The organism is Lentisalinibacter orientalis, assembly GCF_040706535.1.
GTDB classification, from domain to species: Bacteria; Pseudomonadota; Gammaproteobacteria; order Steroidobacterales; family Woeseiaceae; genus Lentisalinibacter; species Lentisalinibacter orientalis.
On sequence record NZ_JAPDRJ010000006.1, the window covers coordinates 174,835 to 200,291 of the forward strand.

Annotated in this window: 27 protein-coding genes; 17 read left to right on the top strand and 10 right to left on the bottom strand. The window is 62.9% G+C overall.

From position 1 onward, the window contains the following. Positions 1 to 174: 174 nt before the first annotated feature. Genes ACJMK0_RS18285 through tsaA form a run of 4 tightly spaced genes read left to right on the top strand, consistent with a single transcriptional unit; the run spans position 175 to position 2,302 of the window. Entirely contained in the window at positions 175 to 1,005 is an 831-nt protein-coding gene (locus ACJMK0_RS18285) for a DUF1838 family protein (protein WP_405240561.1), read from the top strand. 49 nt (positions 1,006 to 1,054) lie between these two features. Beyond that, positions 1,055 to 1,438 carry a YbaN family protein gene (locus ACJMK0_RS18290; RefSeq protein WP_405240563.1) on the top strand — a complete coding sequence of 128 codons (384 nt, stop codon included), beginning with the start codon at positions 1,055 to 1,057 and terminating at the stop codon, positions 1,436 to 1,438. Beyond that, positions 1,431 to 1,841 (top strand): hypothetical protein, encoded by a 411-nt coding sequence (locus ACJMK0_RS18295; RefSeq protein ID WP_405240565.1) that lies wholly within the window; start codon positions 1,431 to 1,433, stop codon positions 1,839 to 1,841. The genes ACJMK0_RS18290 and ACJMK0_RS18295 overlap by 8 nt, the downstream gene beginning before the upstream one ends. Next, complete coding sequence (gene tsaA / locus ACJMK0_RS18300; protein ID WP_405240567.1) at positions 1,838 to 2,302, top strand: tRNA (N6-threonylcarbamoyladenosine(37)-N6)-methyltransferase TrmO; 465 nt, start codon at positions 1,838 to 1,840, stop codon at positions 2,300 to 2,302. The genes ACJMK0_RS18295 and tsaA overlap by 4 nt, the downstream gene beginning before the upstream one ends. A gap of 36 nt (positions 2,303 to 2,338) precedes the next feature. Here tsaA and ACJMK0_RS18305 read toward each other — a convergent pair whose 3' ends face one another. Both ACJMK0_RS18305 and ACJMK0_RS18310 read right to left on the bottom strand, forming a co-directional pair. Next, entirely contained in the window at positions 2,339 to 2,887 is a 549-nt protein-coding gene (locus tag ACJMK0_RS18305; RefSeq protein WP_405240569.1) for a putative glycolipid-binding domain-containing protein, read from the bottom strand. Continuing rightward, positions 2,884 to 3,633 (bottom strand): 5-formyltetrahydrofolate cyclo-ligase, encoded by a 750-nt coding sequence (locus tag ACJMK0_RS18310; protein WP_405240570.1) that lies wholly within the window; start codon positions 3,631 to 3,633, stop codon positions 2,884 to 2,886. The genes ACJMK0_RS18305 and ACJMK0_RS18310 overlap by 4 nt, the downstream gene beginning before the upstream one ends. Before the next feature lie 350 nt (positions 3,634 to 3,983). Here ACJMK0_RS18310 and ACJMK0_RS18315 point away from each other — a divergent pair, with 350 nt between their 5' ends. Further along, positions 3,984 to 4,574 carry an SCO family protein gene (locus ACJMK0_RS18315; RefSeq protein ID WP_405240572.1) on the top strand — a complete coding sequence of 197 codons (591 nt, stop codon included), beginning with the start codon at positions 3,984 to 3,986 and terminating at the stop codon, positions 4,572 to 4,574. A 25-nt stretch (positions 4,575 to 4,599) separates the two neighbouring features. Here the strand turns inward: ACJMK0_RS18315 and ACJMK0_RS18320 are convergent, their stop codons facing one another. After that, on the bottom strand, positions 4,600 to 6,312 hold the full coding sequence (locus ACJMK0_RS18320; protein WP_405240574.1) for a tetratricopeptide repeat protein: 1,713 nt from the start codon (positions 6,310 to 6,312) through the stop codon (positions 4,600 to 4,602). A 335-nt stretch (positions 6,313 to 6,647) separates the two neighbouring features. Between ACJMK0_RS18320 and ACJMK0_RS18325 the strand changes: the two genes are divergently transcribed. Further along, on the top strand, positions 6,648 to 7,868 hold the full coding sequence (locus ACJMK0_RS18325; protein ID WP_405240576.1) for a serine hydrolase domain-containing protein: 1,221 nt from the start codon (positions 6,648 to 6,650) through the stop codon (positions 7,866 to 7,868). Positions 7,869 to 7,947: 79 nt separating this feature from the next. Here ACJMK0_RS18325 and ACJMK0_RS18330 read toward each other — a convergent pair whose 3' ends face one another. The 4 genes from ACJMK0_RS18330 to ACJMK0_RS18345 form a co-directional block, all read right to left on the bottom strand. Next, on the bottom strand, positions 7,948 to 8,496 hold the full coding sequence (locus ACJMK0_RS18330; RefSeq protein ID WP_405240578.1) for a DUF1697 domain-containing protein: 549 nt from the start codon (positions 8,494 to 8,496) through the stop codon (positions 7,948 to 7,950). A gap of 31 nt (positions 8,497 to 8,527) precedes the next feature. Further along, complete coding sequence (locus tag ACJMK0_RS18335; RefSeq protein WP_405240580.1) at positions 8,528 to 8,845, bottom strand: transcriptional regulator; 318 nt, start codon at positions 8,843 to 8,845, stop codon at positions 8,528 to 8,530. Next, positions 8,842 to 9,312 (bottom strand): hypothetical protein, encoded by a 471-nt coding sequence (locus ACJMK0_RS18340; protein WP_405240582.1) that lies wholly within the window; start codon positions 9,310 to 9,312, stop codon positions 8,842 to 8,844. The genes ACJMK0_RS18335 and ACJMK0_RS18340 overlap by 4 nt, the downstream gene beginning before the upstream one ends. Positions 9,313 to 9,515: 203 nt before the next feature. Beyond that, positions 9,516 to 10,607, bottom strand: a complete 1,092-nt coding sequence (locus ACJMK0_RS18345; RefSeq protein ID WP_405240584.1) for a hypothetical protein — start codon at positions 10,605 to 10,607, stop codon at positions 9,516 to 9,518. 270 nt (positions 10,608 to 10,877) lie between these two features. Between ACJMK0_RS18345 and ACJMK0_RS18350 the strand changes: the two genes are divergently transcribed. The 3 genes from ACJMK0_RS18350 to ACJMK0_RS18360 are packed head-to-tail and all read left to right on the top strand — an operon-like array spanning position 10,878 to position 15,118. Then, the gene (locus tag ACJMK0_RS18350) at positions 10,878 to 12,674 is read left to right on the top strand and encodes an assimilatory sulfite reductase (NADPH) flavoprotein subunit (RefSeq protein ID WP_405240586.1); all 1,797 of its coding nucleotides are present in this window, start codon (positions 10,878 to 10,880) and stop codon (positions 12,672 to 12,674) included. A gap of 9 nt (positions 12,675 to 12,683) precedes the next feature. Beyond that, positions 12,684 to 14,390 (top strand): NADPH-dependent assimilatory sulfite reductase hemoprotein subunit, encoded by a 1,707-nt coding sequence (locus tag ACJMK0_RS18355; protein WP_405240588.1) that lies wholly within the window; start codon positions 12,684 to 12,686, stop codon positions 14,388 to 14,390. Then, positions 14,387 to 15,118 (top strand): phosphoadenylyl-sulfate reductase, encoded by a 732-nt coding sequence (locus ACJMK0_RS18360; protein WP_405240590.1) that lies wholly within the window; start codon positions 14,387 to 14,389, stop codon positions 15,116 to 15,118. The genes ACJMK0_RS18355 and ACJMK0_RS18360 overlap by 4 nt, the downstream gene beginning before the upstream one ends. 16 nt (positions 15,119 to 15,134) lie before the next feature. Here ACJMK0_RS18360 and cysB read toward each other — a convergent pair whose 3' ends face one another. Beyond that, positions 15,135 to 16,121, bottom strand: a complete 987-nt coding sequence (cysB, locus tag ACJMK0_RS18365; protein ID WP_405240592.1) for an HTH-type transcriptional regulator CysB — start codon at positions 16,119 to 16,121, stop codon at positions 15,135 to 15,137. A 171-nt stretch (positions 16,122 to 16,292) separates the two neighbouring features. Between cysB and cysG the strand changes: the two genes are divergently transcribed. Next, on the top strand, positions 16,293 to 17,717 hold the full coding sequence (cysG, locus tag ACJMK0_RS18370) for a siroheme synthase CysG (RefSeq protein WP_405240594.1): 1,425 nt from the start codon (positions 16,293 to 16,295) through the stop codon (positions 17,715 to 17,717). Positions 17,718 to 17,992: 275 nt separating this feature from the next. On the opposite strand, the gene ACJMK0_RS18375 is transcribed toward cysG, so the two are convergent. Further along, a complete protein-coding gene (locus ACJMK0_RS18375) occupies positions 17,993 to 18,169 on the bottom strand; it encodes a helix-turn-helix domain-containing protein (RefSeq protein WP_405240742.1) in 177 nt (58 codons plus the stop codon). Between the two features lie 293 nt (positions 18,170 to 18,462). Here ACJMK0_RS18375 and ACJMK0_RS18380 point away from each other — a divergent pair, with 293 nt between their 5' ends. The 7 genes from ACJMK0_RS18380 to ACJMK0_RS18410 all read left to right on the top strand — a co-directional run bounded on the left by ACJMK0_RS18380 (position 18,463) and on the right by ACJMK0_RS18410 (position 24,878). After that, positions 18,463 to 19,860: an aspartate aminotransferase family protein gene (locus ACJMK0_RS18380; RefSeq protein WP_405240596.1), complete on the top strand. Its 1,398-nt coding sequence runs from the start codon at positions 18,463 to 18,465 to the stop codon at positions 19,858 to 19,860. A gap of 399 nt (positions 19,861 to 20,259) precedes the next feature. Beyond that, positions 20,260 to 20,466 carry an AbrB/MazE/SpoVT family DNA-binding domain-containing protein gene (locus tag ACJMK0_RS18385; protein ID WP_405240598.1) on the top strand — a complete coding sequence of 69 codons (207 nt, stop codon included), beginning with the start codon at positions 20,260 to 20,262 and terminating at the stop codon, positions 20,464 to 20,466. 6 nt (positions 20,467 to 20,472) lie between these two features. Continuing rightward, positions 20,473 to 20,853 carry a type II toxin-antitoxin system VapC family toxin gene (locus tag ACJMK0_RS18390; protein WP_405240600.1) on the top strand — a complete coding sequence of 127 codons (381 nt, stop codon included), beginning with the start codon at positions 20,473 to 20,475 and terminating at the stop codon, positions 20,851 to 20,853. 274 nt (positions 20,854 to 21,127) lie between these two features. Continuing rightward, complete coding sequence (locus ACJMK0_RS18395) at positions 21,128 to 22,168, top strand: hypothetical protein (RefSeq protein ID WP_405240601.1); 1,041 nt, start codon at positions 21,128 to 21,130, stop codon at positions 22,166 to 22,168. Between the two features lie 594 nt (positions 22,169 to 22,762). After that, positions 22,763 to 23,305, top strand: coding sequence for a hypothetical protein (locus ACJMK0_RS18400; RefSeq protein WP_405240603.1), 543 nt, complete (start codon positions 22,763 to 22,765; stop codon positions 23,303 to 23,305). A gap of 838 nt (positions 23,306 to 24,143) precedes the next feature. Continuing rightward, positions 24,144 to 24,413 carry a type II toxin-antitoxin system prevent-host-death family antitoxin gene (locus ACJMK0_RS18405; protein WP_405240605.1) on the top strand — a complete coding sequence of 90 codons (270 nt, stop codon included), beginning with the start codon at positions 24,144 to 24,146 and terminating at the stop codon, positions 24,411 to 24,413. A gap of 21 nt (positions 24,414 to 24,434) precedes the next feature. Further along, positions 24,435 to 24,878, top strand: coding sequence for a growth inhibitor PemK (locus ACJMK0_RS18410; RefSeq protein WP_405240607.1), 444 nt, complete (start codon positions 24,435 to 24,437; stop codon positions 24,876 to 24,878). A gap of 346 nt (positions 24,879 to 25,224) precedes the next feature. On the opposite strand, the gene ACJMK0_RS18415 is transcribed toward ACJMK0_RS18410, so the two are convergent. Then, positions 25,225 to 25,362: a hypothetical protein gene (locus tag ACJMK0_RS18415; protein WP_405240608.1), complete on the bottom strand. Its 138-nt coding sequence runs from the start codon at positions 25,360 to 25,362 to the stop codon at positions 25,225 to 25,227. Positions 25,363 to 25,457 lie beyond the last annotated feature (95 nt).

Genomic DNA, 25,457 nt, shown 5'->3' on the forward strand with positions numbered 1-25,457 from the left:
GGCGGTCCTGCCGCCGATAGAGGTGCCGGCGAGGCTGGTACGCTCATCGAGAACCGCACACCAGCCGGCGTATCAGGCTCGTGTTCGATACCATTGCCGGGTTCGTCTCGGAGCTCCAGGACCGCGTTACGGGTACACAGCGGGGCGGACCGTATCTTTCACAGGAGGATAGTCATGCGCCGAATCGTCTTTCTCGTCAGCCTGATCATTGCGACTGCCGGTGCCGCAGGCGGCGCAACGCCGACCGAGACCTCGGCACGGGACGCGGCCCCGGAGGCGCTGCGAATCTGGGTGGATGCCCGTGCCGGAACGGGAGAGCCTGTCCACTGGATTGCCGAGGGCGGAGTCTATTCCTACCCCTCCGGCGAGAAGCTCTTCGGCATGGTCGGGTTCGACAGCTCGACGGTGATCTGGCCCGACGAGCCGGGCGGTGAGGTCATCCATCTGACCCGTAAAACGTTCGCCTACACGGATCCCGTGACCGGCGACATCCTGACGGATTACCAGGGACGATCCGTCGAGCCCATTGCCTACCCTTACCAGCTCATCACTTATCGGCTGGAAGACGGAAAGATCTACGGCGACGTCGAACAGGGTGTCGGTGATCACATCCAGAAGATCAGGGCGAAGGACGGGATGCGCTATCGCATGCTGGGCGACGATACGATGGCGGTGACGGCGGCGATTTTCCTGGATTTCCCCTTGCCCGACGGACGGCGATACGAGGCCTGGGAGAATTATGATTTCTTCCTGCATCTCGACGACGGCATGGACGAGCCTCATCAGATGAGCTGGCAGCGCTACGGCGCGCTGCCGGCCTTCGCCGGCGAAGGCAAGGCCATTTATCACCTCCTGTCCTGGCGCGTGGAAAGTGAGGAGGAGTTTCCCCCCGCGTTGCTCGAATGGGCGAGGGCGGAAAAACCCATGTGGCTGAAGCCGCCGGCCGACCTTGCCGAAGTGCGGGCGCTGCAGTCGGGGGAAGCGGGCGAGGGATGGGCCCGGTAGAGTGCGCGGACCCTTGCCGGTGCCGATCCCCTTGTGACGAACTGCCATCGTGAGAACAGGCGTACGAATCTTCTGGCTGGCGGCAGGCCTGACGTCTCTCGCCATCGGCGCCGTCGGCGTGGTGTTGCCGTTGTTGCCCACGACGCCGTTCCTGCTGGTCGCCGCCTTCGCGTTCGCCCGTTCCTCGGAGCGGTTGGACCGCTGGCTGCGAGATCACCCTTCCTTCGGGGCTCTGATCGAGAACTGGCACCGCGAGGGCAGCATCGACCGCAAGACGAAACGGGTGGCCCTGGTTGTCCTGTTGCTGACGCCCATAGCCACCTGGCTTATCGGCGCTCCCTTGTGGATCATCGCCGTGCAGGTAGTGATTCTGAGCGGGGCGGCGCTATTCATACTCACACGCCCGTCGCCGTCGGCGGTTCATCATGAATAGAGATGATTTTCAAGACATGAAAGCTGTATTTCTTCTGCTCATCGTGCTCAGTCTCGCGATACTCGGCGCGCATTACCTGCGCTACGGTAACGTGTTCGGCGTTGCGGTATCGCTGGCACTTATCGGACTTCTCCTCGTGCGCAGCGCCTGGGCCGCCCGCGTCATCCAGGTGGCCCTGATTCTGGGCGCGGCCGAATGGGCGCACACTCTGTATGAGCTCATGCAGAGTCGTCTGGCACAGGGCGCGCCCGCCGCGCGGATGGCCGCTATCATTGGAAGCGTTATCGTCATTACGCTCGCTTCGGCGCTGCTGTTCCAGACCGGGACGATGAAGCGGATGTACGGCCTGCAACCCGGCGGCAGCACCTCCCGCAGCGAAGCAAATGGAGGGCAACACGAATGAGCAGCCGTGACGAGATTCGACGAAACGAACGCACCGTCGATGCCGGCGTGGCCGACGATGCACGGCTTCGCTTCATCGGCGAGATCCGCACGCCCTGGCCCGATCGGGACTCGTGCCCGCGGCAGGGCAGTTACGATGGCCCCGAGTGCCGCCTGGTGGTGGCGCCGATCTGGCGTCCCGCCCTGGAAGGGCTGGAAGGCAACGAGAAGCTCGAGGTGCTGTACTGGCTCGATCGCAGCCGACGCGACCTCGTGGCGCAGAGCCCGGGCAACGACGGCCGGACCGTCGGGACCTTCGCGCTGCGCTCGCCGAACCGGCCCAATCCCATCGGCACGTCGCTGGTGCGGTTGGTCGGGATCGAGGACGGTGTGGTCACCGTGCGCGGTCTCGACTGTGTCGACGGCACGCCGCTGCTCGATATCAAGCCGCACCGCTGTCCGCATGGCGGCAAGGCGGGATGAGGCCGGTAGGGGTTCTTACCTGTATGGCGCTCCGCGTTACCCGCCCGACCAAAGGCCGGGGTAGTCGACCGCGAACCCGAATTCATCGACCGAGATCTCGGCGCTGAACCCGCTGGCGCTTTGGTAGAGGACGGTGGAAGCGCTCCTTCGCGTGTACGTCTGGCGGGCAGGCCGGAGTTCGAGGTCCGGGAATACCAGCCACGCCGCATGCACCGCCACGCAGGCTCCGGTATCGCCGCCCAAGCGACGGACCGGCATCAGATTGGTGACCGGGGAGAAGCCGAAATCCACATCGGTGCAGCCGGAAAGAGAGTGATCGCTCGCGTTGTCACGTGACCATCGACCGGCCGCGTCGCGAGCAAGATCGAGTTGTCCGGAGGCGTCGCCGTGTGACCATCTGACCACCGCGTCGCGAGTAAACCACTCGTCGTCCAGCCGCACGCAGTAGTCCAGGCGCCACAAGCCCTCGGCGAAGCGGATCGCCATGCCCTCGAGGAGATACGTACGACCGCTGCGCCACAGGCTTGCGTACTCCGTGCCGCCGTCTTGCAGTGAGCGCCAGCACCGCTGTGCGATGAGGTTCACGGTGGATTCCCGGACTGATGATCGTCCATCTGGTTATCGCTTTCGGTGACCACGGCATCCATGCGGAAATCGTGCGCCTGAGGATAAACAGTAGGCATGTGCCCGAACTCATGACAAATGCCCACGGCAACGGGCCGCGGCTGCATGGCCGCGAGCGTACGATCGTAATATCCGCCGCCATTGCCCAACCGATGAAGACCCCGGTCGAATCCGATCATGGGGACGAGGAGCAGCGTCGGCTCCACCCGGCGTCGGCTGCACGGCCGCGGAATCGACCAGGGTCCATCTTCGGTCATCCGCATATCCGGTCGCCACGCCCAGAACGTCAGGGGCCTTCCGGGCTCCTCGATGACGGGCAGGGCAACTTCAATTCCCTGTTTCACCCAGGGATGCGCGAGCGGTCGGAGGTCAATCTCCCCCGGTAGTGGCCAGTAGAGTCCGATGCATTCATGACCCTCTGTCAGACGGGACGCGTGGAGTTCTCCGATGATCCGTGATGACGCATCCGCCCTGGCGTCGGCAGACAGTTGTTCTCGTCGGGCACGAAGGCGCTTTCGTTGGCCAGCTCGCCAGCGCCTGATGTCCTCGGCGCAGGATGACCGCGGAGTCTGCGCATCGGCGAGGAGATCACCGCCGTAATCGGGATCCATCTCGTGAAGGAAACACGGCGGTGAGGCGTATTCGTGGGGCTCCGACCGAGATTCGGAGGCTACCGACGCCGATTTATCACTTGAATAGACGGTCATTCTGCCGGATCCATGAATCCTGGACCTGCAACTCCCGGATAATGCGATGGTGTGCCGTTTGGCGGGAGTGCGCAACCATACCGATAGTCGAGAGGGTACACTCGGACGGCGAGCGAGCAACGCAACGAACGCGCAAAGTGCTCAGGGTATCGTCCGGACCCAGGATGCCGATTTCAAGGATCTCGATGGCGTGCACTTCCGGCACATGTCCAACGGGGAGTTGTTTTGGACTTCGCAAGATGAGCGGCTTGCATCATGATGCCCATGGGTGAGAGCCATGTGTACAGGCCGGCCATATGCTCGTATGGTCGGACGACCGATTGCAATGGAAGTCACAGGAGCGGCAGATCATGCTCAGACCGCGCGCGATTCTGGCGTTAGCGGCGTTACTGACCATCGTCGGCTGCAGCGATGAACGCGCCGACTCACTCTCGTTGCAGCACGCGCGTGTCGCAAATCCCCCCTGGCCGATCGAGACATTCGATCTCCTCGATCAGACTGGTGCATCGTTCTCGCGCGATGACCTGGAAGGTCGATGGACGCTCCTGTTCTCCGGCTTCACGCACTGCCCGGATGTCTGTCCGACCACCCTAGGAATCCTGAGAGCCGCGCAACGCGGACTCGACCGGAGTCAGGCGCTCCGGACGGTGTTTGTCAGCGTAGACCCGGAGCGTGATACCCCGGAACGCCTGGCCGAGTATCTGGCCTGGTTTGATGAAGACTGGGTCGGCCTGACCGGCGAACGCGAACAACTCGACCGACTCCTGGGCAGCCTGCAGATGGCCCACGTGCGCGTGCCCACCGGCGACGGGGAATACACCGTTGATCATGCCACGGCCGTGGCGCTGATCGACCCGCTGGGTCGAATGGCGGCCTACTGGCGACCGCCCTTCGACGCGGCCAAGCTGCGCGACGACCTCGCCGCGCTGCCTTCGCCCTGATTCCGCGCCCGGTGGGGCGTTCGGATTACAGCCGCGTCGAGACCAATTCGAAGTCCGCATGCGCCCAGGCGCGCTCGAAGCGCTCGGCCGCTGTGCGGGCCTCATCGTCTCGCTCCTGAGCTGCCAGCGATTGCTCCAGGCCCTTGAGCGACCAGCCGTTTTCCGGGTTGCGCTTCAGTTCGGCGCGGTATGCATTCTCGGCTTCGGCGGGCCTGTCCGCGTCCAGCAGTATCGCACCCAGCACCAGGCGGCCGGGGTGGTGCCACGCCGGCGGTTCGTCGTAGGGAAGTTCGTCCTCGATCGCAATGGCTTTGTTCATCGCATCCGTTGCGGCGTCGAGCTCTCCGGCATGCCAGGCGAGCTCGGCGGCCAGCGTGCGTTCGGCGATACGCACGCCGTGGATCAGCGAATAACGGTCCCAGGCGGTCATGGCCTCGATCGTCGGGCTATTCGCAAACTCGACCAGGCGTGCGTGATGACTCGTCGCGGTGTCGACGTCGCCCGTACGCAGCGCAGCGATTCCGCGGCCGTAGTCCCACATCGCGACCATGTATGGCAGGTCGTCGGCCGGTTTCGGCATCTCCAGCAGCTCTTCCCAGCGGCCGAACCGAACCCGCGCGAACAGCGGTGTGAGTGCGAAGTTCTGCATGGGCTCGAAGCCCGGCGTGCGCATCAGGTCCGGATCGCTGGTGCGCTCGCGGGTGGATGCCGCGGCCTCCATGGCGACGTCCTGCTCTCCGGCCATGGTTGCGGCAAACCACAGGAAGTGATGGTTGTGCGGCACATAGCCCAGCGGATAGATGCCGGGTCCCGGCCTGCATGCGGCGAGGTAAGCATCGTCGGCCTCGATCGCGCGGCGGTTGGCGATGACGGCATCGTGCCAGCGCCCGACCCGGGCGTAGATGTGCGCCGGCATGTGGACCAGGTGGCCCGAGCCCGGGATGAGCGTGCGCAGGCGGTCGGCCGCGGCGACACCGCGCTCGGGCTCGTTCGACGCCTCGACCGCGTGTATGTACAGGTGCAGGGCGCCGGCATGATCGGGGTTTCGCTCGATGACGCCTTCAAGCACGTCTACGATATGCAGCGTCTCGCCAACCGGTGCGCCCTCGGGCGTCCAGTAGTTCCATGGCTGCAGGTTCATCAGTGCTTCGCCGTAGAAGGTCGCGGCGTCGAGGTCGTCCGGGTAAGTTGCGACGATCCGCTTCATTGCATCGGCATAGGCGCGGTCGAGCGCCGTTCGGTCGCCGCCGGGGTTTTCCGCATAGCGTGCGCCCAGCGCGTCGATCCAGGCCTGTTCCCAGGGCTCGGCCGATCCCGCCAGGCTGCGAGCACGCTGCAGTCTTTCCCAGGCCGCGGCATTGTTGGCGGGGTCCATACCGGCATTGACATGCGGTCCCAGCACCAGCGCCGCTCCCCACCAGCACATGGCGCACTCGGGGTCCACCGAGATCGCCTGGAGGAACGATCGCTCCGCAGCCTGGTGGTTGAAGCCCCACGTCAGCATCAGCGCCTGGTCGAACCAGCGCTGCGCCTCTTCGCTGTCGGTGGTGATCTTGCGGCTATAGTTGCCCAGTCCGTCGAGCAGTGTTGCGCCGACCGGTGCAATGGGCGGGATGAAAGTCCCGGATTCTTCGGTCTGCCGTTCCGGGCCCGGAGAAATATCCGACAACTGGATGGCGGAGACTACAAGGGCGCCGGCAACGACGACGACAGCAAGCGTGAGAAGCGGGTGTTTCATGACGGCCCCCGTACAAATCCCCCTACAGAGACGCTTTCTATTGTCAGGTTGGTATACGCCTGCACAAATATGAAGTCAAACCGGGGACAGGGCGACGCTCGCGCCCGGGCATCATCGCGCTGGCGAAATGAAGTCGCTACGCGAGTAGCTGGCGTCACAGTTCTTGATTCACTGGCCGGATTGCCGGAATGTGGCTGTTACCATGTGAAGCACACCATGTCCGGAAACCCGAGTCGTTCCGCTCGCTTGATCAGGTAGTCCGGGATGTCGGCATATTGATTGGCGCCGGACATTGAGCCGAATTCATCGAATACTGGCATCACAGGGGATCAATAATGCCGAGGATCGCAAAAGCAACCGCCCTTGTCCTTGCCCTGTTCGTTACGGGATGCAGTCCCGAACAGGAGAACGCTGACGTCGCGCCGTATTCGTATTCCTGGCCTGATGATGACTGGATCGTCTCAACACCCGAGGCCGAAGGCTTCGACTCTGCCGCGATCAATCGCTTCGTAGAAGACCTGCGCTCGGGCAGGTATGGCCTGGTCGATCATTTCCTGCTGATCCGTCATGGGCGTGTCGTCGTCGACGAGAAATTCGTACGTGACTATGGGTCCATCGCTGCAACGGTTCGTCCGGATCAGAAGGTAGGCATCAATACGCGCGATCCGCAGTACGATTACGACAATACCGACTTTCATCCGTACTACGACGGAACGGACCTGCATTCCCTGCAATCGGTGACGAAGAGCGTGACCTCGGCGGCGCTCGGGCTTGCGCTGGAGGCAGGATATATTGAAGACATTGATGTACCGGTACTGCCTTTTTTCGCGGAATACGAATTCGACAATTCGGACCCCCGCAAGGCAGCGATGTCGCTTGCAGAGCTGCTGACCATGCGTAGCGGCATCGACTGGAAGACGGAAGGCGGTTATCAGGACAGTACGCACAGCACGGTGGCACTTGAGAACTCGGAGGCCTGGATACAATTTGTGCTCGACCGCCCTATGGATGCAGATCCCGGAACCGTCTTTGAGTACAACGACGGAGTGACTGTCCTCCTCGGCAAAATCGTCGGTGTCGCGACGGGGAAGAGAATCGACCAATGGGCAGAAGAACGGCTGTTTGCCCCCATTGGTATTGATACCTACTACTGGAAAATCACGCCGGACGGCGAGGCTGACAGTATGGGCGGCCTTTATCTGACTGCCCACGACCTCGCACGGATCGGCTATCTCTTTCTGCGCGGAGGAATCTGGCGAGACGAACGTGTGCTTTCGGAAGGCTGGGTTCGCCAATCGGTCACGTCGCATGTCGCCGACATTGCGCCCGAGAACAATGAAGAGAATACCGGCTACGGCTACCAATGGTGGCTGCCCGAGCGCAAGGTCGGTGAACCAATGGCGTATTTAGCGGGTGGTTTTGGCGGTCAGCGGCTGACAGTGATTCCCGAACTTGACCTTGTCGTTGTGTTTAACGGATGGGACATCCGCGCCGACTATGGCGTAGCGGAGCGAACATTTCGGCAAGAAGTTCTGCCCGCGGCGTTGATGCAGTAGCGATCGATAAAGGGCTCGTTGCGCGATGTCGCCAGCGTTGAACGAAGGTGCTGACAGTCGCGCAGCTTCGAAGACAGCATCATTTGCCCCCGCTCATCTCGTGCAGTTTCGCGACCGTGCGCCAGTTCCGCGCGGTTACCGGTGATCCTGCCAGCCGCTCGATGACGGCTGGCACGAGTTTCGAGCGGGCAATGCCCTGCGGGTAATGTATCCAGAGGGCATCGCCCTCCCTCAAGACGTGCTCCCCATGGGCAGCGCGTTCATTCAGCTTGGCCGCCACGTCGCTGTCCGGCGGGTGCTTGCTCAACGTGAGGACGACCCGATTGGCGTGCCGTTTCGACTCCTCGGGGAAGGGGTTGCTGTCAACGTAACGGCTCCAGTCGGACGCTGTGCGGACCAATACCGGCACGGAGAGCCGGCACTGTTGCTCGATAGCCTGCTCCAGACGCTGTTCGAGCTCCGTGGCCGCCAGTGCGGACGTGACCGCCAGATTGCCACTCTGAATATAGGTCTGGACGTTCTCGCACCCGATCTCGATACACAGGGCACGGAGGTCGGCCATCGGCAACTTGTTCTTGCCGCTGACATTGATTCCGCGAAGAAGTGCTACGAAGGTCTGTCGGGACATTCAGGATACTCCTCTGCCTGGAATCGGTTGACTATCCCCGCACTCGAGGGGGCCGGGGAACGGGTTGTTCGGCAATCTGCCTCAGTGCCCCCATATGGCCGGCGAAGGCCCTCTCACCGGCGCGCGTCAGGGCGAGCCAGGTCCGCTGTCGGCCATTGGCGGGACGTTTGGTGATCTGCAGGTATCCCGCCGCGGAGAGCGCGGCGGCCTGCTTGGAGAGCACCGAATCCGAGATGTTCAACTGGTCCGTTACCAGGGTGAACTCCGCCTCGTCGAAGGCGGAGAGCAGCGCGCATATTCGAAGGCGCGTCTCCGCATGAATGAGAGGGTCGAATCGCGCGCGGCTCACTGATTTTCGAGTTCGTGGCGGAGCGCCCGCATCCACGCGCGGGACAACCCCCAGGACAACAGGACCGCCCCCAGTGCGCCGGCAGCAACGGGCCAGAGCACGGAGTGGTAATGAGCGGCGAACCACGCCATCACCATGGTCAGATAGATCAGAACCGAGAGGGCGATCGCGATGCGTCGTGTCCGCCCGGGCCGAAATCCGGATATCCAGAGGCCATAACGGTTCCGATACGCCGACATCAGCCGATTCAGCAATGACACCAGCAGGGCAACGAGGAGCAGATTGAGCGGAAACGGCAGGGCCACCGCCACGACCAGAGCGCCGATGATGCCGAGCCATGCGGCCTCGTACCATAGCGGGGTCGCGGGGATGACGCGCGCGGAATCACGGCGGACTTCTCGGGCGGCTGCTTCTGTGCGTGCGGCAGCGTCGGGAGAAAGCGGTTCCTGGTTTGTCGATTCGGTCATTTCCGGCTGGTCTGTCCGTGACTTGCCAATCTGGAAAGTCTAGATTTTCACTTTCTATTCCGTCAAGTGACGATCGGGCTCTACGCGGGATGAACGGGAATCGTCGGGCGAAGCCAGGTCGATCCAAGGCGCCGCGTCTGGATCGTGGGGAGCTGAACAGATTGGGACAACGCGGATTCCAGACTATGGAGTTCTGGCTGGAGTCACTCGGGGCTCTTTCGGAAGCCCAACGCAGTCCACTCCTCGCGTACGAACCGGGAATGATCCGAGTCGGGACCGAACTGCGTCTGTATGCTGCGGCTGAAATCCGCCTGCCGTTCAAGGAAGCGCCGGCAGGCGGAATGTATGGCCACCTCGTCCCGTTCCTCCGGCACGCTTACATCGGCGCATAACAGAGCGTACGCGTACCACTGATCGATCTCCGGTCCCAGACCGGTCGGGTTCTGATCGCGGAGCTGTACGACACGCTGAACGAGCGTTGGCCGGGTGGAGAAGCAATCCGCCATGCCCTCATGCGCGACGACGGAGCGATCTTCCTCGTAGAGACACAAAGTCGCAACTACGTGCTCGGTATCATCGCGACCAAGCCGCTTGATGCTGTCCATGCTGTCGACGAAGTAGACAGCGAGGTGCTGCGCTGTCGGACTGTTCCAGGGCGCGCGCACCTGTTCGCTCTCTTCCAGCCATTTTCGAAAGAGCGCTTCGTCGTAAGCGGTGGGTGTGTAAACCCAGGCCTGATCCTGACCTTGCTGCTCGCCCCGCATGCTGTAGCCGTAATGGAACACGTGACCCGGTTCGACGCCCTGGGACTGGTATCCGAGCACATTAAAGGCGATTACGGCGACGGGTATTATCGGCGCAAGTGCGCTCTGGGCGAGGCTCGGTGCGGCGCCCCTGGCGATGGCGTAGATCAACACCCAGAAGGCATCACTGGCGACAAACAGGAAAACCGCCGTTCCCTCGAAGTCGATCGGGAAGCCGTGTGGCTCATAATCGGTGTACAGCCACAGGTTCAACTCACGGAAATCGATCTGAAGGACCAGCGCCGAGAGCATCACCGTTGCCGCGATGGCGCCAACCCAGCGTGAGCGTGACCCTTCGTTCGAATTCCGCAAGTAGCGCACAGCGAGCACTCCCACGGCGAATGAGGGCAGGTGGAGGAAGCCGCCGGTCACAGTGGACGGGATCAGGTAATCCAGGAACGCCGAGTTCGTGCCCCAGATACCGGTCCAGCCGAGTGCTCCCGCGATGATCGCCGGTGTGACCCACATCAGGACGAGAAAGATGATGTACATGCGCATACCTGCGAGATGGCGTGTTTGCTGATTCGGGGGATGCACCTTCTCCGGCGCCCGGTCACCAGGCAGACCGAGGTCGGCGATGAGCGTATGCCATTGGGGTAGGCTGCGCAATTTCCGTCGCAGCTCGCTGCGGCAGGCGGGCATATGCGCCGGACTGCATAACCCAATAACAAGAAATACGTTCCCCGCTCGACGCCGGGCCCGTACCGTGCGCAGACGGTGATGGCCGAGGCCATCGAAACGGGCCTTGCAGGACGGCGGAACATGAGCGGACTGGCAGCAGACAGGCTTGAGCCACCACTTACGGAGGGGCGGCGTGGGCAACTGGACTCGGCGGTCGCCGGGTTATCGGCGGACCAGCTGACCTGGGCGAGCGGCTACCTGGCGGGACTCGCCGCGGCGACGGGGCAGCCGCAGGGGGGCGCACGCAGCAACCCGACGGCGCAGAGCCGCGAGCGGCTGACAATACTGTACGGCTCGCAGACCGGGAACGGTCGTCGTATCGCGGAGGCGATGCAGAGCGAGGCGGATAAAAGCGGATTGACGGCCCGGCTCGTCAGCATGGCCGACTACCGGCCCGCCGAACTGCGACGCGAGACGCTCTTGGCCGTGGTGGTGAGCACCCATGGCGAAGGCGACCCGCCCGACGACGCCGAGATGCTGCACGAGTACCTGGCGGGGCCGAAGGCGCCCCGCCTCGAGTCCCTGCATTTCAGCGTGCTCGCGCTCGGCGACTCGAGCTATGCGGAATTCTGCCGTACGGGACGGGATTTCGACGAGCGGCTGAGCGCGCTCGGCGCCGTCCGCTTCGGGGAGCGCGTGGAGTGCGACGTCGACTACGACGAACCGGCCGCCCGCTGGCGCGAAGCCGTACTCAACTCCGCCCGTCAACGGCTCGGCGAGTCGCCGACGCCGCGGCTGCATGCGGTACCGTCCGGGCAGGATGCCGACGGGCTCGAGTCTGGGGCCGCCGCAGGCCCGGTCGTCGGGGAAGTGGTCGCCAATCAGCGCATCACCGGGCGGGACTCCGGCAAGCGCGTCCACCACATCGAGCTGGCGGTCGAGGGGCTTGCGTACGAGCCCGGGGACTCGCTGGCCGTAGTCACCCGCAATCCGCCGGCGGTGGTAGAGGCCATACTGATGCGCACCGGCCTGGACGGCGACGCCGTGCTGGCGGACGGCCGCATCCTCGCAGAAGCGCTCGCCGGCGACTGCGAGATCACCAAGGTCAGCGCCGGATTCCTCGAGCGCTACGCGCATGCGAGTGGCGCCTCTGCCCTCACGGCGCTGCTCGATAACGGAAATCGTTCGCAGCTGGCCGCGTACCTGGCCGACCGTCAGGTGATCGACGTGTTGCACGACCACCCGGCCGACCTGTCGGCGGAGGAGTTCGTCGGCTGCCTGCGCGGCTTCAAGCCACGGCTTTACTCGATCGCATCGGGTCCGCTGGCGAACCCCGAAGAAGTGCACCTGACGGTAGCGGCGGTCGAGTACGAGGCCTACGGCCGCGATCACCTCGGATCGGCGTCTACCGCACTCGCGGCGCTCGAGGTCGGGACGACGCTGGAGGTGCGCGTCGAGCCGAATCCGCGGTTCCGTCTGCCCGCCGATCCGTCGGCGCCGGTGATCATGATCGGACCCGGTACCGGGGTGGCGCCGTTCCGCGCCTTCCTGGAGCATCGCGAGGCGACCGGATCCCGAGGGCGCAACTGGCTGTTCTTCGGCGACCGGCACTTCTCGAGCGATTTCCTCTACCAGATCGAATGGGCGCGCTTCCGCAAGCAAGGCGTGCTCGAGCGCATGGACGTCGCTTTCTCGCGGGACCAGGCGGAGAAGATCTATGTCCAGCACCGCCTGCGCGAGCAGGCCCGCGACATCTACGGCTGGCTGGAAGAGGGCGCCCACGTCTACGTCTGTGGCGATGCCAAGCGCATGGCACCGGACGTGCATGCCGCCCTGGTTGAAGTCATCACCGCAGCGGGCGGCCGTACGGCGGCCGCGGCGGAGGATTACCTTAAGGAACTCCGTCGCGCCGGCCGCTACCAGCGCGACGTGTACTGAGGAGGCGGCATGAGCGGCATACCGAGCGACGTCGAACGGATCAAGACCGACAGCCGCAACCTGCGCGGCACCCTGGAGCGGAGTCTGGAGGACCGGCTGACCGGCGCCCTGGCCGTGGACGATACCCAGCTCTCCAAGTTCCACGGCATCTATCAGCAGGACGACCGCGATGTGCGCGGTGAGCGGCGTCGGCAGAAGCTGGAGCCGGCGTATTCGTTCATGATCCGCGCCCGTGTCCCGGGCGGCGTCTGCACCCCGGACCAGTGGCTGGCCATGGACGAGCTCGCGCGCACGCATGCGAACGGTACGCTGCGGCTGACGACCCGCCAGGCCTTCCAGTTCCACGGCGTCATAAAGACGCGCCTGCGCGAGACGATCCGGGGCATCAACGACTGCCTGCTGGATACGCTGGCCGCCTGCGGCGACGTCAACCGTAATGTAATGGCGGCGGTCAACCCGTGGCGCTCCGCGCTGCATGCCCGGGTCGCGGCACTCGCCGATCAGGTCAGCGCCCACCTCACACCCGCAACCGGCGCGTATCACGAGATCTGGCTGGACGGCGAGAAGCTGAACTCCGCGGCCGAAGAAGACGAGCCGGTCTACGGTCGGACCTATCTGCCCCGCAAGTTCAAGATGGGCTTCGTCGTGCCGCCGGAGAACGATATCGACGTGTTCTCCCAGGACCTCGGCTTCATCACCATCGAGGAAGACGGCCAACTCGCCGGGTTCGACGTGGTCGTCGGCGGCGGCATGGGCGCGAGCCACGGCGAGCCGGAGACGTGGCCGCGGCTCGGCGACGTGATCGGCTATTGCACGCCGGAGCAGGTGGTGGCGATCTCGGAGGCGGTCGTCACCACCCAGCGGGACTACGGCGATCGCACCAATCGCAAACACGCGCGGCTGAAATACACCATCGAGGATCGCGGCGTCGAATGGTTCCGCGGCGAGGTCGAGCGGCGGGCCGGTGTGCCGCTGGCGCCGGCACGGCCTTTCCGGTTCAAGACGACCGGTGATCGCTACGGCTGGATACGGGGCGACGACGGCAGCTGGCACCGCACGCTTTTCATCGAGAACGGACGCATTGCCGACCGGGAATCCGTAACGCTGATGACGGCATTGCGGCAGATTGCAGATCTCGGGCGCGGTCGCTTCATTCTGACGCCCAACCAGAACGTCACGGTGAGCGGGCTCGACGACGATGACCGCGAGCGGTGCGCGGAAATACTCGTGAGCAACGGCGTCGATGGGGCCGGGACGCCGTCACCTCTGCGCAGCCACAGCCTCGCCTGCGTGGGACTGCCGACCTGCGGGCTCGCCATGGCCGAGAGCGAGCGCTATCTGCCCGAACTGGTCGGCCGCCTCGAGGAGCGGCTGGCCGCCCACGGACTCGCGGACGTGCCGATCGTCATACGCATGACGGGCTGCCCGAACGGTTGCGCGCGGCCCTACGTGGCGGAGATCGGCCTGGTCGGCAAGGCGCCGGGCCGCTACAACCTGTATCTCGGCGCGGCCTTCAACGGCGAGCGGCTGAACCGGCTGCACCGTGAGAACATCGACGAGGCGACGATACTCGCCGAACTCGACCCCCTGTTCGCCCGGTACGCCGCCGACCGCTGGCCGGACGAGCACTTCGGCGACTTCCTCGTGCGCGCGGGCGTGATCCGCGCCGTGACCTCCGGGCCGGACTTCCGCGCCGACGAGGACAAGGTGGCATGAGGGCGCTCGGCGAGCACGACAGTCGGCGAGTCGCAGCGGAGGCGGCGAGCGAGCGACTGGCGCCGCGGAGTGCAGCCGAACGCATCGAATGGGCGCTCGAGTACCTGCCGGGCCAACACGTACTGAGTTCCAGCTTCGGCGCCCAGGCGGCCGTGAGCCTGCATCTGGCCACGCGAATCAAGCCGGACATCCCGGTGATCCTGATAGATACCGGTTACCTCTTCCCGGAGACCTACCGCTTCGTGGACGAACTCGCCGACCGCCTGGCACTGGACCTGCGCGTCTATCGTCCCGAACTGAGCGCCGCCTGGCAGGAGGCGCGCCACGGCCGACGCTGGGAGCAGGGCGAGCGGGGCATAAACGCCTACAATCGGGAGAACAAGGTGGAGCCGATGGAGCGCGCCCTTGCGGAACTGGGCGCCGGTACCTGGATAGCCGGCCTGCGCCGCCAGCAGTCGGCGACGAGGGAGCGTCTGCCGGTGGTCTCCGGCGACGGCGAGCGCTGGAAGCTGCACCCGATTATCGACTGGAGCGATCGGGACGTGCATCGCTATCTCACGCGTCACCGTCTGCCCTATCACCCGCTGTGGGAGGAGGGCTATGTCTCCATCGGCGACATCCACACGACCCGGCCGATACACGAGGTGGTGGACGCAGCCGGCACCCGCTTCTTCGGCCTGAAGCGAGAGTGCGGTCTGCACGAGATGGACTTCGGCAAGACCGGCTGATCGTCTGTGGGTGGGGTTACCCCGCGCAGCCGCCGCGCAGCGGCAGTTCGATATCGGCGAAGATCCGGTCCACCTCGCTCTGGTCGCCGGCTGCGAGACAGCGGCTCACCAGGGAGTCGCTCAGGTGGGGCGCGAACAGCTGCATGAAATGGCTCATGTAGCGTCGCAGCACCGTGTCCCGGCGGAAGCCGATCCACGTCGTCGATCGGGGGAACAGTCCTTCGGCATCGATGGCCACGAGTTCCTCACCGCAGTCGTGGGCCATGCTGGCGACGATACCCACGCCCATGCCCATGCGTACGTAGGTCTTGATGACGTCGGCGTCGCGCGCAGTGAAGACGACGTCGGGCGTGAGGCCCTCGGCTGCGAATGCCCGCTTCAGGGAGGATTCGCCGCTGAAGCTGAAGACGTAGGTGACCAGCGGGTGCCGGGCGAGCGTCTCGAGGGTGAGCGGCCCGTCGAGCTGCGTCAGTTCGTGATCGCGGGGCACCAGGATCGCCCGATCCCAGCGGTAACAGGGGAGCATGACCAGGTCGGAGAAGAGGTCCTGGCCGCCGGTGGCGATGGCGAAGTCGATCTGTCGCGCCTGTACCATGTCGGCAATCTGCTCCGAGGTGCCCTGGTGCAGCTCGAGCGTGACGTTCGGGTAGCGCTCGCGGAACTCTGCCACCACGCCGGGCAGCACGTAGCGCGCCTGCGTGTGCGTCGTGCCGATGGCCAGCGTTCCCTCCGCCTCGTGCCGCGTATTCAGCGCGAGCGTGCGGATATTCTCGATCTCCTGCAGGACGGAGCGAGCGCGCGCCACCACCTCCCGGCCCGCCGGCGTGACGCTGGCGAGACTGCGGCCCTTGCGCTCGAACAACCGCAGGTCCAGCTCCTCCTCCAGCAGACGGATCTGCTTGCTGACGCCGGGCTGCGAGGTGAAAAGCTTCTCCGACGCGGCGGTGATGTTGAGGCCGTTGTCGACAATGGCCAGCAGATAGCGGAGCTGTCGCAGTGTCATGAGTCACTCCCCGTCGCGCATGCATGAGGCGCTGTCCCTCAGCCGGGCCAATCATACGGGCTCCGTCCCGGGGACGTTATATCGCCTCGGCATGTCGCCAGACTCTTTCATTATTTCCGTGCAGGAGCATGGGTACCTATAGTCGATGAGGTCTGAAACGCCGAGCGACAGATGGACTACCTGCCGATTTTCCTGCAACTGCGCGCCGTGCCCTGCCTCATCGTGGGTGGCGGCGCGACGGCCGCACGCAAGTACCGCCTGCTGGCATCCGCCGGCGCCCGGGTGACGGTGGTGGCACCGTCGCTGGTGGCCGAGCTCGAGGCCGCGGCAGGCGCGAATGCCCTCGAGCACGTTGCCGCCGGGTTCGAACCGGCGCACCTCGACGGCCAGCGGCTGGTGATCGCAGCCACCTCCGATCAGGCGCTCAACCGCTGGGTGGCCGAACTCGCCGACGGGCGAGGCGTCTTCTGCAATGTGGTCGACGATCCGGACGCCTGCCGCTTCATCATGCCGGCCATCGTCGACCGCTCTCCCGTCATGGTGGCGATCTCCTCCGGCGGCACTGCGCCGGTACTCGTCAGGCGCCTGCGCGAGCAACTCGAGTCCCTGTTGCCCGCGAGGCTCGGTGACCTCGCCGCGCTTGCCGGGCGATGGCGGAGGAGGGTGGCAAAGCGCCTGGAAGAGGGCGCGGCAAGGCGGCGCTTCTGGGAGCGCGTGTTCTCGGGGCCCGTCGCGGATGCGGCATACGCGGGCAGGACCTCCGCGGCCGATCACCTGCTGTCGCGGACGCTGTCCTCGACGGTGCGTGGCGGTGGCGCACCGGCGGCAGGTATCGCCTGGCTCGTCGGCGCAGGGCCGGGGGACCCGGGACTGCTGACCCTGCGCGCGCTGCAGGTGGCCCAGCAGGCGGATGTTGTGCTGTACGACCGGCTGGTCACGCCGGAAGTGCTCGAACTCACCCGCCGGGATGCCGAGCGCGTACCCGTCGGCAAGACACCCGGCGGCCGCTGTGTCTCTCAGGAGGAGATCTCGGACATGCTCGTTCGGCTCGTGCGGGAGGGGCGCAAGGTCTGCCGTCTGAAGGGCGGCGACCCTTTCATCTTCGGCCGAGGAGGCGAGGAGGCGGAGGCGCTCGCGGATGCCGGGCTGCCCTTCGAGGTGGTGCCAGGTATTACCGCTGCCGCTGCCTGCGGAGCCTACGCCGGTATTCCGCTAACGCACCGCGATCACTCCCAGTCGGTCGTACTGATCACCGCCCACGGCAAGGACTCCATCGACCGGCTCGACTGGGCCTCGCTCGCGCGTGACCGCCAGACTCTCGCCTTCTACATGGGCGTCGGGCGCCTGGACGCCATCCGCTCGAGATTACTCGAGCACGGCCGGGCGGCGAGCACGCCGGTGGCGCTCGTCGAGAACGGCAGTACCCCGCGGCAGCGGGTCATCCGGGGAACGCTGGCGGAACTCGGCGAACTGGCGGACCGTTACCGGGTGCAGCCGCCCGCCGTTGTCTTCGTTGGCGAGGTGGCATCGCTTGCGGGCAGGCTGGGCTGGTTCGAGGGCGAAGCGAACCGGCTACCGGTGGCGCTGTCGGCTTGATGCAGCCGGACAGGCTACGGAAGGGTACTCGATCGGAGTTCACAGGCTGCGCATCCTCATGACATTGCTGCCATGAGCGACATGAGTAACTACCCAGATCGCCGAGAAATACAGGCTGCGCTGAAGATGGATCGAACGGAAGGAATCTGAATAGCGATTTAGTATCAGCGGCTTACGGACTCACTTTATCGGCAAGTCGCACCGATGTCGCACCCTGTTCTCCAGCCCTTTTGCCATGAAATTCGGGTTACAGCCGGGACCAGAATCTCTGCTTGCTATGGAGCCTGGTTCCCCAGGCCACTCAGCTTATCGAGCGTATCAGGAAACTTTCTTACCATTAAAATCAGGGCAGCAGCCTGGACGTTAGGCCGGGTCCGTCCCTGCTCCCAGTTTTTCAGGGTACGAGTAGAGACCCGTAGACGCCGGGCGAACACGGCGCGGGAGACGTTCAGACGTTACCGGGTTTCGCGGATCAGTTCGTCGAACAACTTGCGCTTTTTGTTCATGATTGCTGCCTCCTGGCGTCGAGCTCGGCATGGATGGCCATTCTCAGTGCTCTTTTCTCATCGGTCTTAAGATCGGTTGCCTCGTTCTTTCCGCAAATCGTGAAGAACCAGATCTGGTGAGCGCTTGTGAAACAGTAGTAGATGATTCTCAATCCACCACGCTCGTGCAACCGCCCGGATGATCGCTCGGGATGGTCTCGGTTATGCTCCCCTCTGGCAGGAAGAGGGGAGTAGCAGACATGTCAGACCGTTTCCCGGGCCCGAAGACGCGCCGGATGCTCGAGCGTGGCATCCCCCTGTTCCGCAACGGGCTGAAGTTCGATGCGGAGATGGAGAAAGCCGGCCGGCGCGGATTCCGTACGGCCAACCAGATCGTGATCGACCGTGCCGCGGGCGACTTCATCTGGGATCTGGACGGCCGCCAATATATTGATTTCCAGAACGGCTGGGCCACCAACCCGCTGGGAAATGCTCATCCGGAGGTGGTCGAGGCGGTCGACGCCGCCCATCGGCGCTACGGATTCCACTACGACCACCCGCTGCGCTACGACCTGGCGGAGAGGCTGGCGGATATCATGCCGGAGCGCGCGCTGCCGCGTTTCAGCTACGAGGTGTCCGGTACCGAGGCGGCCGAAGCGGCGGTGTATCTGGCGCTGACCCACACGAAGCGCCGCTACGTCATCACCTTCGCCTCGGCCTATCACGGTTCGGCCCTCGCGACCAAGCTCATGAGCGGCTACGACCCGGGCGCCATGCGCTATCTGGAGGCCTGGGACGGCGGCATCATCAAGGCGCCCTATCCTTACAGCGACCGGCGCCCGGCGGGGATAGAGGCGGGGCAATACGCCGAATACTGTCTCTGGTACCTGGACAACCACATCCCGGGCTGCATCGCGCCCCGCGACAACATCGCCGCCGTGCTGGTGGAGCCGGGCCTCGCCGAAGGCGGCAACTGGATACCGCCGCGCAACTTCCTGCAGGGCATCCGCGAGATCTGCGACCGTAACGGCTGGCTGATGATCGTGGACGAGGTGCTGACCGGTCTCGGCCGTACCGGGAAAATGTGGGCGGTGGAGCACTACGGCGTGGTGCCGGATATCCTGGTGGTGGGCAAGAATCTCTCGGGCGGTATCGCCCCCTGCGCCGGCATCGCGGCGCGGGACGAGATACTGGGCGACGCCGACGACTTCGTGAGCGGCTCCACCTTCGCGGGCACGCCGGCAGGCTGTGCCGCCGGCCTGAAGACACTGGAGATCTTCGAGCGCGACGGTGTCGTGGAACACGCGGCTCGGCTCGGCGCGCTCGCGGCCGACATCATGGCGGGCTGGCAGCGCTACGGCATCGTGAAGGAGGTACGCGCGAACGGGCTGCTCATGGGCGTCGGTTTCCGGAGTCCGCATCCCGGGGAGAAGGACTGGTGGTATGCCCGCGCCGTGCGCAGCAGAATGCTGGACAATGGCGTCTGGGCGATCAGCGATCGCGAGTCCGCGATCCGGCTCTATCCGGCGCTGAACATGGACGAGGCCGTGCTGCGCGAAGGGCTGGGGATCATGGAGGAGGCCATCGCCTGGGTGGACGGACACGGGCAGGACTACGGGGACAGCCCTGCCTGGCCGACGGGGGTGGCCGGCTTTTGAGCTTACGCATACTCCAGCTCGCTATGCGTCGCAGTCGATGGATTTCATGGCGAACAGCTACGCGCATGGGCGGAAAGAGCGATCGCCCAAAGTTCAGAACGGGCTGCACTACGCAAGTGCAGCGGCCCGCGTCAGAAAGACACCCTAGCGGAGAACGCCTTGCGCCGATGATGGATTGGGCGAATGGGATCGAAATTCCCGTGATGATTCAGTAGCGTACGAATCGAGTGTGATCGGAAGTCGCACCCATGTCGCACCAGTGTATCTGGCCGGAAACCCGAAAAATTGCGATTGCAGAATATGGAATATGAATCGAATTCCGACTGGAGCCTGTCGGTACAATTCGATCGATGATATTATCGTAAAACGAATAGCTGATCGATTGTAGAGGCTCGGCCCATGGAAACAACCAAGGTCTCCCCGAAGTATCAGGTGGTGATTCCGTTGAAAGTACGCGAATCGCTCAACCTGAAGCCCGGGACACGATTGCAGGTCGTTCAGTTCGAGGACCGCATCGAGTTGATTCCGTTACGCAGTGCCAGGAGCCTTCGGGGATCGCTCCGCGGACTGGATACCGATGTCCCGCGAGATGCGGACCGCGTCTAGTGCCCAATGAACATCGTCGACTCCTCGGCATGGCTGGAGTATTTTGCCGACGGGCCAAATGCTGAACACTTCGCCGACGCCATCGAGGATACGGCTGCCCTGGTCGTGCCATCGATCACCTTGCTGGAAGTCTTCAAGCGGATCGCACAGCAGCGCGACGAAGCGCTGGCATTGAAATATATCGCAGTCATGCAGCAGGGTGAGGTCATCGACCTGGATTCTGCTCTTGCCCTTCGGGCAGCCGCAGCGGGTCTGCGTCACAAGCTTCCTCTTGCTGATAGCATAATCTACGCCACCGCACAGAGTGTTCAGGGCATCGTCTGGACCCAGGATGCCGATTTCAAGGGTCTTGATGGCGTGCGCTTCCGGGCCAGGCAAAAGCGTTGAGTCGCCTCAGGATCTGAGGCTGTTGCTTTGTACAGTAAACTGACCCGCGATTTGCATTGAGTCTTCACCCGGGTCATCTGTCCCAAGCGACTGAGGCAGAACATCTAGTTGGCGAGCCATCCGGGTCAATAGACGATGCAAATATTCGGTGAATTCGGCTCGGTATTCGGCGCAATTCAACAACTATGTGAAGCAGCCTGTATCCGGAAACCTAGGCCAGTCCAATGTGCCTGATCATCTGGTCCGAGACAATGGGGCCAGACCCGACTGAGATATGAAAACCCGCAACTTGTCTTCGACTGATCGCCAGGCAATCCTTCGCCGGGCGATCATCCGCGCCGAGCCCGAATACTACGCCTGGTCGCCTGCGCAGCAAGAGCAGTATCGACTGATCATCCCCGAAGAGCGAAAGTTTCTTATTCGCCAATCCGTGTTGCGTTCCCTGTTTGGACTTGACGTCGAGACAGAGGAAGCAATGAAAGACGTGTTGGAGGGATTCGATGACGAAAAATATCTACGGCTGAATAGCACGCTTCTGCCCTTTCAAGGCATTGGTGACAATGATTTCTTTTTGAATGAGTGCTTTGCAGAAGGTGTCACGCTGCTGGATTTTGCGACGGTGGGTGAATATGCCCGCCATGATCATGAGTTCCAGGAGCAGGCGCGAAAGACGGAGGATCCGGCGTATGAGATACGTACCTTTCAGGGTGACCTGTACCCATGCTGGGCCAGACTGAATATCGACGGGGAGTTTCACTATGCCACGATCGTCTCGCTCGCGAGATACCTGACGGATAGTCTCGATAACGCCGGGGCGGAGAGAATCCGGTCGCTGATACCGCATCGATACGTTGCGGGGAGCGATCACGGCAAGCGGGAGAAAGGCGGATCGTTTTGGGATATGCGTGTGGAAGCAGGAGGCATGGAACCTCAATTGGATGAGCTGCAACGTCGGTATTACGAGTATCTTCGGAACTGTCATTCGCGACTCCTGGAACGATTTAACGACCAGGGAATGCAAAGGGTGTATATCCAGCGCACAGAGCGGGGCGTTGAGCGCAACATCGAGTTTGTTTTCTCCGACCAGCGCGCCCTCGATGCGGTAAGGTTTCGGCGGTTTTGCGCCGACTGCCAGCGTATTGCTGGTGATTCGTCGGAGCTTGCTGCGTTGATCGACGAGGAAGAACAGGCGGCTTTTCGGTTCCTGGAAGAGCAATTTCGGGATATTCAGACTAACTACGATCCGTCCATAGTGCCGTTTCGTAAGAAGAGGAGAATAATCGTGGCAGACGGTGCTCTGGATGATCTCTCATAGTCCAGTCTCGTTGCCTCTTGGGACGGCGGTGTGACCTGCTCATCCACGAATTCGCGGGATAGAGGACCGACCGGTCCGGGACAGCATAGAAAAATTCGCCTCGCGACTTCTCTGGGAAAAAATCCCGCGCTCTGCGACAGGTGGTCGGTAAATGGGTCGGGGAAGATTCCACCAAAGAAATAGGTATAATCACCCAACAAGTAGGTGAGTACCATGCAGCAACCCCGGATCTCAGAACGTCCTTTAGTCGGCTTGTTCGGCAGCGAGTCCGCCTACCGAGTACTGATGTACCTGGAAAACTACGGCAGGGGTTACGCGTCGGAAATGGCGAGAACCTACGGCATTTCTCTGAATCAGGTTCAGAATCAGCTGCGCAAGTTCGAGGAATTGGGACTCCTCGTCAGCCGAATGGAGGGCCCGACGCGGGTCTTCTACTTCAAGCAGGGTCCGGTTTCCGACGCCCTCAGAGTCTTTCTGCGGGAGATGCTCGAGCGGCTCCCGGAAGAGACAATCAGAAGATACTATCGGGAAAGGCGCCGCCCCCGAAGGCAGGGGAAGCGGTAGGCTTGTCCGATGATTTCGGAGGACACGAGTTTGACGGAACTGGCGACCGTTGTCTCCGAGGCGTTGGAGAAAGCCTGCATCGTCGCGACGCTGTCGGGTGGTGCCGCAGTGTCGATCTATTCGGCGAATCGCTACCTGTCCGAGGATCTTGATTTCGTTACGAATGCGCTCGTCGACGACCTCGAGCGTGCGCTGTCACCGCTAGGCTTTGTCAGGAAAGGCAGACCTCGGCTCTCAGTGTTCGAACATCCTCTTACCGCGTGGTATCTCGAGTTCCCGCCTGGCCCACTCGGATTCGGCAGTACTTGTGTGGATCCGTCGCAATGCACCGTCCTCGAGACTTCTGTCGGGCGTCTGAGAATCATCACGCCTACACATTCGGTAATGGATAGACTGATCGCGGCAGTAGTCTGGTCGGAACCGCAGTCATTGGAGCAGGCTGTCCTCGTCGCAATTGAGCAGTCGGAGAACATGGACTGGTCTGCACTGGCGACGTGGCTGAGGGAGGAGGGTATCGAAACGGCGCCGGAGGTGAGGCTCTTTTTGGAGCGAACGGCGACCGAGAGAAAGTGATGGGGTAGCGCTCATGTATTCATCTACGATGTCATCTCTGCCATGCCCCACATGAATAGCTGCCCACATCGCCGAGAAATACAGGTTGCGCCGATGATGGATTGGACGGAAGGAATCGGAAAAGCGATCCAGGATCAGAAAGTTACGAGTTCAGTCTATTCGCAAGTCGCACCGATGTCGCACCCGACTTCCTCGACGTTTTACCGGGAAAAGGGATTGCAGAGCTCGGTTCAAATTCGTCCCCCAATTTCTTGATTGCAATTCGCAGTAACCTCACTGTATCGGGGAGCGAGGACCACAGCGCCTTGGTATCGGCGCTGCCGCCGGCGATGAGATTATTGAGGGCTGCGCCCCACACGGTCGTATTGCGCTACGCTTATGAGTAACACCTGGGTCACCGATCTTCGGCACTACCTGACGGCCAGCGGCGCCATGGCGGAGATGCCGCCTCGCGCTCGACGGCTCGCAGAATACTTTGCCAGCATCGTTGTGGATGCTACGACGGGTATCGATGGCCCGCCCACAGTCCGCTGCCGTCGCCGGCCCGGGCATCGTCCGTGCCCTGGTATCGTGGTTTCGTATCCGGCCGTGGACGACCTTGATAGCATTCACTGGCATTGCCCGGTCTGTCACGATAACGGGAGGATTACGGGGTGGCAGGGCACGTTATGGGACGGCTTCGCCGATCCGGCGTTGGTGAAGTCTGCGGAACCGCACTGAGGTGTGCGTCAGATCGTCAGCGGCTGCAACCTGGGCTGAACGAGTGAGATCAGCGATGATTGACGTTATGCCGTAAATTCCGTATTATCCGGCATATACGGATAGTCAGAGCCCCCTTATGATCGCGACCACCGCCACAGAATTTGCCAAACGTTTCGGGCGCTACAAGGAAGAGGCACAGCGGGAACCGGTGGCTATCACGAGCCACGGGCGGATCAGCGGCTATTTCGTATCGGCCCGCGAATATGCCGAATTGGAGCGCCTGCGTGCGTTCGAGCGGCGCGTCTACAGGCTCGATAATTTGCCGGCCGATATTGCCGATGCCATCGAGGGTGCGCAGATGGATTCGGCCCATGATCATCTCAACGAACTCCTGAACGAAGACTGATCGGCAGGCGAAGCGGCGGCGATGGCATACCCGGATCCGGAGGTCGGCCTCGTCGTTTCTTATTCCTATCTCTGGAGCGATGAGGCAGCCGCCGGCCACGCAGAGGGTCGCAAGCCTCGACCTTGCGCGGTCGTCATGGCTGTGAAACGCGCCGAGGAAGATCGACCGTTTGTTGCCGTGTTACCCATCACGCACAGTCCGCACTCCGATCCGGAAACGGCGATTAAAATCCCCCGGCCAGTAGCCGCACACCTGGGGCTGGACAGCGATCCCTGCTGGGTCGTACTCGAGGACGTCAATGTCTTTACCTGGCCGGGCTATGACTTGCGGCCAATTTCCGGTCAACCCGGCCGTTACGACTATGGCTTGTTGCCGCCGCGGTTCTTCGAAAGGATCGTGAAGCGGTTCGCGCAACTCAGGCGAAGTGGGCGGATTACCGAAACGTCTCGTGATGACGAAGCTTGATCGGTGGGATAACGTTTAGGGTGGGCACGCAAAGAGTTCTGATATTCGATATCACTGGACGTCGCCAAGGCTCTGGCGACCTCCCCGATTCTTTGGATGAATCCGCAGGCGACTAATGATCCTGCCAGAGCGATGAAAGATTCGCTCTGTCGCCTGACTCACGGAGGCGGTCTCTCGAACACGGGAGGCGGCTCAAGTCGAATACGCTGTCGAATTGCGCCGAATAGTGAGCCGAGTTCACCGAATATTTGTATCGTCGATTGGCCCGAATGGCTCGCCCGATTGACGTTTTGCCTCAGTCGCCTGGCGCAGATTATCCGGGTGAATACTAAATGCAAATCCCGGATCAGTTCTCTGTATGAATCAACATCTGAGCCTCCAGCTCCATCAGCCGCTGCAGCATCCACTGCCCCAGCTCCCTCAGAAAATCTCCGTCTGCGTGCTTCTCACCGAGCTCGAGCAATGCCATCCTATCCTCGGTCATCGTGGTGCCTCTCCGTTCTTTGAATGTGTCGCAACATCCAGTTTACGGAGACCCGCGATGGCCGCTCCCACCGCCCTCGATTTACACCACTCCCG

Excerpts from the sequence above, each read along its gene's own strand:
- ACJMK0_RS18285 (WP_405240561.1), top strand. The coding sequence starts at position 175 with ATGCGCCGAATCGTCTTTCTCGTCAGCCTGATCATTGCGACTGCCGGT.
- ACJMK0_RS18295 (WP_405240565.1), top strand. The coding sequence starts at position 1,431 with ATGAATAGAGATGATTTTCAAGACATGAAAGCTGTATTTCTTCTGCTC.
- tsaA (WP_405240567.1), top strand. The coding sequence starts at position 1,838 with ATGAGCAGCCGTGACGAGATTCGACGAAACGAACGCACCGTCGATGCC.
- ACJMK0_RS18310 (WP_405240570.1), bottom strand. The coding sequence starts at position 3,633 with ATGACCGTCTATTCAAGTGATAAATCGGCGTCGGTAGCCTCCGAATCT.
- ACJMK0_RS18315 (WP_405240572.1), top strand. The coding sequence starts at position 3,984 with ATGCTCAGACCGCGCGCGATTCTGGCGTTAGCGGCGTTACTGACCATC.
- ACJMK0_RS18320 (WP_405240574.1), bottom strand. The coding sequence starts at position 6,312 with ATGAAACACCCGCTTCTCACGCTTGCTGTCGTCGTCGTTGCCGGCGCC.
- ACJMK0_RS18325 (WP_405240576.1), top strand. The coding sequence starts at position 6,648 with ATGCCGAGGATCGCAAAAGCAACCGCCCTTGTCCTTGCCCTGTTCGTT.
- ACJMK0_RS18330 (WP_405240578.1), bottom strand. The coding sequence starts at position 8,496 with ATGTCCCGACAGACCTTCGTAGCACTTCTTCGCGGAATCAATGTCAGC.
- ACJMK0_RS18340 (WP_405240582.1), bottom strand. The coding sequence starts at position 9,312 with ATGACCGAATCGACAAACCAGGAACCGCTTTCTCCCGACGCTGCCGCA.
- ACJMK0_RS18345 (WP_405240584.1), bottom strand. The coding sequence starts at position 10,607 with ATGTACATCATCTTTCTCGTCCTGATGTGGGTCACACCGGCGATCATC.
- ACJMK0_RS18350 (WP_405240586.1), top strand. The coding sequence starts at position 10,878 with ATGAGCGGACTGGCAGCAGACAGGCTTGAGCCACCACTTACGGAGGGG.
- ACJMK0_RS18355 (WP_405240588.1), top strand. The coding sequence starts at position 12,684 with ATGAGCGGCATACCGAGCGACGTCGAACGGATCAAGACCGACAGCCGC.
- ACJMK0_RS18360 (WP_405240590.1), top strand. The coding sequence starts at position 14,387 with ATGAGGGCGCTCGGCGAGCACGACAGTCGGCGAGTCGCAGCGGAGGCG.
- cysB (WP_405240592.1), bottom strand. The coding sequence starts at position 16,121 with ATGACACTGCGACAGCTCCGCTATCTGCTGGCCATTGTCGACAACGGC.
- cysG (WP_405240594.1), top strand. The coding sequence starts at position 16,293 with ATGGACTACCTGCCGATTTTCCTGCAACTGCGCGCCGTGCCCTGCCTC.
- ACJMK0_RS18380 (WP_405240596.1), top strand. The coding sequence starts at position 18,463 with ATGTCAGACCGTTTCCCGGGCCCGAAGACGCGCCGGATGCTCGAGCGT.
- ACJMK0_RS18385 (WP_405240598.1), top strand. The coding sequence starts at position 20,260 with ATGGAAACAACCAAGGTCTCCCCGAAGTATCAGGTGGTGATTCCGTTG.
- ACJMK0_RS18390 (WP_405240600.1), top strand. The coding sequence starts at position 20,473 with ATGAACATCGTCGACTCCTCGGCATGGCTGGAGTATTTTGCCGACGGG.
- ACJMK0_RS18395 (WP_405240601.1), top strand. The coding sequence starts at position 21,128 with ATGAAAACCCGCAACTTGTCTTCGACTGATCGCCAGGCAATCCTTCGC.
- ACJMK0_RS18405 (WP_405240605.1), top strand. The coding sequence starts at position 24,144 with ATGATCGCGACCACCGCCACAGAATTTGCCAAACGTTTCGGGCGCTAC.
- ACJMK0_RS18410 (WP_405240607.1), top strand. The coding sequence starts at position 24,435 with ATGGCATACCCGGATCCGGAGGTCGGCCTCGTCGTTTCTTATTCCTAT.
- ACJMK0_RS18415 (WP_405240608.1), bottom strand. The coding sequence starts at position 25,362 with ATGACCGAGGATAGGATGGCATTGCTCGAGCTCGGTGAGAAGCACGCA.